This window comes from Thiorhodococcus mannitoliphagus (assembly GCF_010915725.1).
GTDB classification, from domain to species: Bacteria; Pseudomonadota; Gammaproteobacteria; order Chromatiales; family Chromatiaceae; genus Thiorhodococcus; species Thiorhodococcus mannitoliphagus.
Genome location: NZ_JAAIJR010000209.1, coordinates 1 through 5,882 on the forward strand (window position 1 = coordinate 1; position 5,882 = coordinate 5,882).

5 protein-coding genes are annotated in these 5,882 nt (G+C 61.8%); all 5 read left to right on the forward strand.

All coding sequences use genetic code 11. The features are described from left to right. The first annotated feature begins 583 nt into the window (after positions 1-583). Entirely contained in the window at positions 584-715 is a 132-nt protein-coding gene (locus G3480_RS29620; protein ID WP_420824643.1) for a toxin-antitoxin system HicB family antitoxin, read from the forward strand. Between the two features lie 118 nt (positions 716-833). After that, the gene (locus G3480_RS24740) at positions 834-1,055 is read left to right on the forward strand and encodes a hypothetical protein (RefSeq protein ID WP_164656892.1); all 222 of its coding nucleotides are present in this window, start codon (positions 834-836) and stop codon (positions 1,053-1,055) included. Then, on the forward strand, positions 1,052-1,846 hold the full coding sequence (locus G3480_RS24745) for a hypothetical protein (protein WP_206171883.1): 795 nt from the start codon (positions 1,052-1,054) through the stop codon (positions 1,844-1,846). The genes G3480_RS24740 and G3480_RS24745 overlap by 4 nt, the downstream gene beginning before the upstream one ends. An 8-nt stretch (positions 1,847-1,854) precedes the next feature. Beyond that, positions 1,855-5,022, forward strand: a complete 3,168-nt coding sequence (locus G3480_RS24750; RefSeq protein ID WP_240906047.1) for a DEAD/DEAH box helicase — start codon at positions 1,855-1,857, stop codon at positions 5,020-5,022. Positions 5,023-5,565: 543 nt separating this feature from the next. Then, a partial coding sequence (locus G3480_RS24755) for a hypothetical protein (RefSeq protein ID WP_206171884.1) occupies positions 5,566-5,882 on the forward strand: 317 nt, incomplete at its 3' end.

Genomic DNA, 5,882 nt, shown 5'->3' on the forward strand with positions numbered 1-5,882 from the left:
CTGCTCAGCCGTCATCGCGCCGCACTTCGTTGCCTTCGCTTGGCGCTACCTTGCCCTCGGTCCTCTTCGCTCCCGTGGGCCGGACCACCGCTCACGGGCCTGGGCGGCTTCTTACGCGGCGCCCGCACCGCGTCACTGACAAGGAACGACTGAGCCCTCCCAGGTTCCTGGGCGACCCGTGCGTGCATGCCCTGCTCTCAGACCCCGGCGGAGTGTCAACATCAGGCCGCTACAATGCCAACACTATTGCCTTCCGCTGTTCCGAAGACGTCGGCTCCGCTGGCATCAGTTTCGGGGCTCTATCACACAGCCTACACGCCCCCTGTGTTCGCTTCGCAGCCGGGATCACTCCCGAACCACGCCACACTCGGTTCCGGTGGATGGCCAATCCTTACCGGCTCGGGACTTGCACCCGGTGGGCCGCAACAAGGAGTTTCCGATTCGCTTATCCGTCCGCTATCTTCCTCTCCTTCCAGGCTTTGCCTGGCGCAACGGAACTATGACCTAGACTGAACGGATACTACTATATTTCCGTGCAAATTCGGCTGTCTGCGGAACTCCGTATAAGTAAACTGTCAGCTTAATTCGCGAGCGTACTCGGGGCGATTCCAGGTACGCATCCACGCCCGAGTTCCACCGCGGCTTGGCCATTCGGGCGGCCGACGCAAATGTCAGCTTGAATCGAGTCGTCAGTGATCAGCTTTCGAAGCCCTGAGCGTAGAAGTTCACGCCCTCAGTGCAAGGACGGAAGCGCCCCTGCAAATCCTCTTGGTGGCCACCGAAGCCTCCGTGCGCGAAAGATAGTGGCCTTTGGGGACAGAGACTGTTTCGCAATGTTCGAGCGTGGCCCCTTTTCTCTTTTCTACCTGGTCTATGTCTCGGACAGCGGAGAGGCTCGACTGAACTTCACTAACGCCCACAAGATCCTGGATCTGCTAAAGAAGCTGACCCTTGGTCGTTCTCACCCGGAGCCGCAAGCGAACGACAGCTTCCGGGGTATCGACGACTTCGATGTTGTTGCGTACCTGGTCGTCCTGCCGGACCTCCAGTCATGACCGGCATCGCCTTCAACAGCCTGTGCTACGAGGGAGCACAGGGCCAAGTCGACTGGCGCGGGTTACAGCCAGAGGCTGACGATGCATTCGATGCCTTTCTGTGCAGCGAAGTCGAAGCACGACTTCACGACAGCGAAGGCGCGGACGATTTCGAGGCCCATCTGCGAGGCCTGGCCAACACGGGTTTCGCGCGCGACAGCCTGGGCGCCATTCTCGCAGCCGAGGTTCCGGAGGAGCGGGACTGGGCGATCGGTGAAGCCATGGCGGAGGCGCATCTGCAACAGGCGCACGGTGTTGTCTGGCCATGGAACATGGAGCGGGACAAGCGTACCCCGAAGGCTAGCCTGCCGGGCGCCGATCTGGTCGGATTCCAAGTAGAAGGGGACGTGGTCCGGTTAGCCCTGGGGGAGGTTAAGACATCAAGCGACAAGAAGACTCCGCCCAACGTCATGAGCGGGCGAGGAGGCATGAAACACCAGCTCGACGAGCTTGCGCACAACCTGAGGCTCATTGGGCAATTGCTGAAATGGCTCCAGCCAAGGTGTCGGGGCACGGAACATGAGGACTCGTTCGATGCAGCGGTCGGACTGTTCTTGGAGTCAGGGAATCGAGCGGTCGCACTCTTTGGAGTCCTGATTCGTGACATCCAGCCGGACGAGCTTGATCTAACCGCGCGCGCCAAGACGCTGGCCGGCTCCCTACAGAATCCAACTCGCTGCCATCTGATCGCGCTCTATTTGCCGTGTACTGTTGCTGACTTGCCAACGCGCATGTCGGGGGGCAAGCCATGAGCGGGCGGTTGCTCGATCTGATTGCCTCGACCAGAGAGGCCGCCTTACGGCAGGCCAGTCGGGCTCAGATCCATCGTGAACTGCTCGAGCAGCCACTCGACGAAGACACGCAGCTCATCGTGCGCGCTGCGGAAGCGTTGGAGCTTGTGATTCTCGATCTGCTGTTGGCAGCAGACAAGGACGACGAAGAAGCCCAACGGGATCTACGCCTGTGTGCTGCCGACGCCTTCCGGTTGCTACGGGCGCTTCCCAGACCGACAGATCCGGTGGAGGCAGCAGCTTTTCTGCTGCGAGCCGGTGCGCTCGCGGTCTTGGGCGACAAGGGCGCGGACGCCGCCCGTTGGCTCAGCGAGGAGCCCTGGCCCGAGCTTGCGCCGAACACAGGCGATTGGCGTACCCAGACCTGGTCGACCATCTTGGACGTCTGGCTCCGTCTGATTCGCAAGCGGGGATGGACGGATCGGGATGCGGTGCTCGAAGGCGTGGCCCGACTGCGTGACGCCCAGACCGAATTCGAGCAGCAGTATCTCGAAGGCCAAGATCCCGCAACGGCCAAGGCCGCCGCGCTGGAGCTGATCGGCCTGTATCACCTGGCCAAGGCCGCTGAGATCCTTGCCCTCTACATCACCGACGGCGTGGTCGATGGCAAGTACCAGATCCAACAGCTGCTGGAGACCCACTTCGATCGGGTCCTCACAATCTGCCAGCACGCTCAGATGCTTGATCTGGAACCGCTCAGCCGGCTCCTGGCCGCGTCAGCCGTGCAAATGGCGGAGAACTCGATCTGGACTGTCACCCGGGCCGTCAACTCTCGTGTCACCCAATTTGTCCGAACCCTGGTGGACCGTGGGCGAGGCGACCGAGCCATTTTCGACGTGCTGCCGCCCCAGCGCCGAACGCTCGCGGAGAAAGGGCTGCTTGGTTCCAGCAGGCGCGCAGTCGTCGTCAGTTTGCCCACTTCGAGCGGCAAGACCCTCATTGCCCAGTTCCGCATCCTCCAGGCGCTGAACCAGTTCGAGATGGATCGCGGCTGGGTTGCCTATCTGGCCCCGACTCGGACCCTGGTCAACCAGATTGCCCGGCGCTTGCGCAAGGAGTTTGAGCCGCTCGACATCGTCGTAGAGCAAGTCAGCCCCGCCATCGAGGTCGACAACATCGAGGCCGAGCTACTTCGGCAGAGCGACCCCTCGGCGGCATTCCGGGTGCTCGTCACCACGCCTGAAAAGCTCGACTTGATGCTCCGGCAAGGCTGGGAAGCCAAGATCGAGCGCCCCCTCACACTCGTCGTCGTCGACGAGGCCCACAACCTGAGCGATTTCAATCGCGGCCTCAAGCTCGAGCTGCTGCTCGCGACCATCAACAGCGAGTGCCAACGAGCCCAGTTCCTGTTGCTTACCCCCTTCATCAGCAACGCGCGGGAGGTTGCCCGCTGGCTCGGCGGGACCAACTCGGAGGATGTCAGCCTTGCCTTGGACTGGCAGCCCAACGATCGCGTCATCGGCATCGTCGAGCCTGAGAAGGGCGATGCGTTGGGAGCGAACAGCTTCGACTACAGCCTGCGCATGGAGACTCAGCACACCACGCGCCAGACATTGGCGGTCGACGAGTTGCTGCGCTTTCCGAAGACCGAAGAGATCGCGCGCACCTTCAGCAAGGTCAGCGATCAGGGCACGCTCGCCGCCGCAACCGCGCAACAGATGCAGCGGCGGGGACCGGTCATCGTCATGCACCAACGGCCCGACTGGGTCTGGTCTCTGGCGGACAAGCTCCGCATCGACGCGAACAGGCGCCAAGCGGCGAGCGAACGGATCGAACTCGTCCGTGCGTTCCTCGACCTGGAAATGGGCGCGGACTTTCCCTTGCAGGACCTTCTGGCCCACGGCATCGGCGTCCATCACGCCGGGCTTTCCGACGATGTGCGTGCGCTGATGGAATGGTTGTTCGAGGAGGGCGAGCTGAGCTTCCTGGTGGCCACCACCACCATCGCGCAAGGCGTGAATTTCCCGGTGACCGGCGTCGTCCTGGCCTCACACCAGTACCCTTCCAATAGGCCTCCGTACATGACGGACATTCCGCCTGAGGATTTTTGGAATATCGCGGGACGTGCCGGGCGGATCGGACAAGGCTCTCTGGGGGTTGTCGCTCTGGTCGCAGATAGCCAGGCGAAAGCGGATCGGCTTCGCACCTTCATCAATCGTCAAACGGGCGATCTCAACTCGGCGCTGATCTCGCTCGCCACTGAGGCTGCCGACCAGCTCGGCGATCTCGGTGGCATTGTCTACAGCCATCCGGAATGGTCCGCCTTCGTCCAGTATCTCGCGCACACCTACCGGCAGATGGGGCAGCCGGACGGGTTTGCCGACGAGATCGAGCAGATCCTGCGCGGGACCTTCGGATTCGATCGCTTGCGAGCCCAGCATGATGGTCTCGCGAGTCAACTGCTCGACGGGGTGCATGCCTATTCCGCCTATCTCGGCCAGCCTGGGCAGCCCCTGAAACTGGTCGACAGCACCGGGTTTTCTCTGCAAACAGTCAAGACCGTGCTGCATGCCGCCCGCGAATACAAGATCGGCGTCCGTTCGTGGGACAAGGACAGGCTGTTCAGTAGGCAGGATTCGGAACTCCAGAGCATGATGGGCGTTTTGTTGCGGGTTCCCGAATTGCGAGAAAACCTCAAAGCCGCAACAGGCGGAAAAGAAGGCGACGGCGACAAGTTGGCAATGATCGTCAAGGACTGGGTCAATGGGGCGACGCTGCCGCAGATAGCCGAGATCTGGTTCAAGACCGGGGACGAGGATCTCACCGTGGCGCTGACGAACTGCGGAAAGAACCTGTTCGGCAAGCTGACTCAATCAGCGGCCTGGGGGCTGGGCGCCTTGCTCTCAATCACCGGCAGCGACTTACCTGAGGAGCAACTGAGTGCGCTGAGCAATCTCCCATCGCGTGTGTTCTATGGCGTCGGCAGCGATGACGCCGTTGCCTTGCGCCTGCTTGGCGTCCCGCGCTCCGCCGCCCCCCGATTGGCGGACAGCATGGGCAACATCGCCACTGAGCCGCTGACGCAGGTTCGCACCCGGTTACGCGGCCTGGACCAAGGCGCTTGGCAGGGCGCGCTCGGCCAACGCGAGGGCGAGGTCTACCGCAAGGTTTGGCGAGTGCTTGAGGGATTGGAATGATCGGTGATTTGGAGAGAGCGGCCTGTGGTGAAGTCTGAAATGCACACTCTGCAATCATCAGTGTTCGCGTTCCGGAGGTCTGCCGGCTCCGGCGGCATGGGCTTATCGACCCATGCTGCGCGGTCGGTATCGATCAACTGCTGGGCCGAGAACCCGGCGATCTTGGGGGCCTGATCGATGTTGGAGCGGCGCAGCTGGGCGCCGCCGTGATGGGTGATGGTCAGGGTCGGGGCGCGGTAGCTCGCCGGTGGCGTCCGGTCCCAGCACTTCCGAGGTCGGATAACCCACGTAGTTGAGCAGCTTCGCTCCCCCACAGCATCCCGGTCACCTGCACTTGTCATTCCCTGAAAGATCAGGCACAAAATGAGTCGATCGAGCCCGGTCTCACTCTAGCGCAGCAGGCCAGCAATTCCCGCTGAAAATTTTTTCTCTTGAGCGACAATGGGTTGGAGCAGCCTGAAAAAAAGTTCTTCGTAGACTTTTGGCGCCGACTCGGTAGACTGGCCGGCATCATTTCAGTGTCGGATTGAGAGGGGGGTGCTGATGAGCGCTCCGTTTTGCCGCAAGCATCTCAGCATTGAGGGGCTGCTGAAAGAAGCGCATCGGGTGTTTCGTCGAATCCCCGATGCACCGGGTCACGACATCGCCTTGGTCGATCATCTGATGTCAGGGCTAGCGCTCTTCGGGTTGAAGTATCCCTCGCTGCTGCAGTTCGACCAGGACTGCCGGGAGGAGACGACGCGAGCGAATCTCAAGGCCCTCTACGGGATTAAGCAGGCCCCGAGCGACACCCGCCTGCGCGAGCGTCTCGATGAGCTTGACCCCAGTCATGTGCGCCCGCTGTATAAAGCCTTGCTGAG

What these genes read in the sequence shown, in the direction of transcription:
- G3480_RS24740 (WP_164656892.1), top strand. Translation starts at nt 834, where the DNA reads ATGTTCGAGCGTGGCCCCTTTTCTCTTTTCTACCTGGTCTATGTCTCG.
- G3480_RS24745 (WP_206171883.1), top strand. Translation starts at nt 1,052, where the DNA reads ATGACCGGCATCGCCTTCAACAGCCTGTGCTACGAGGGAGCACAGGGC.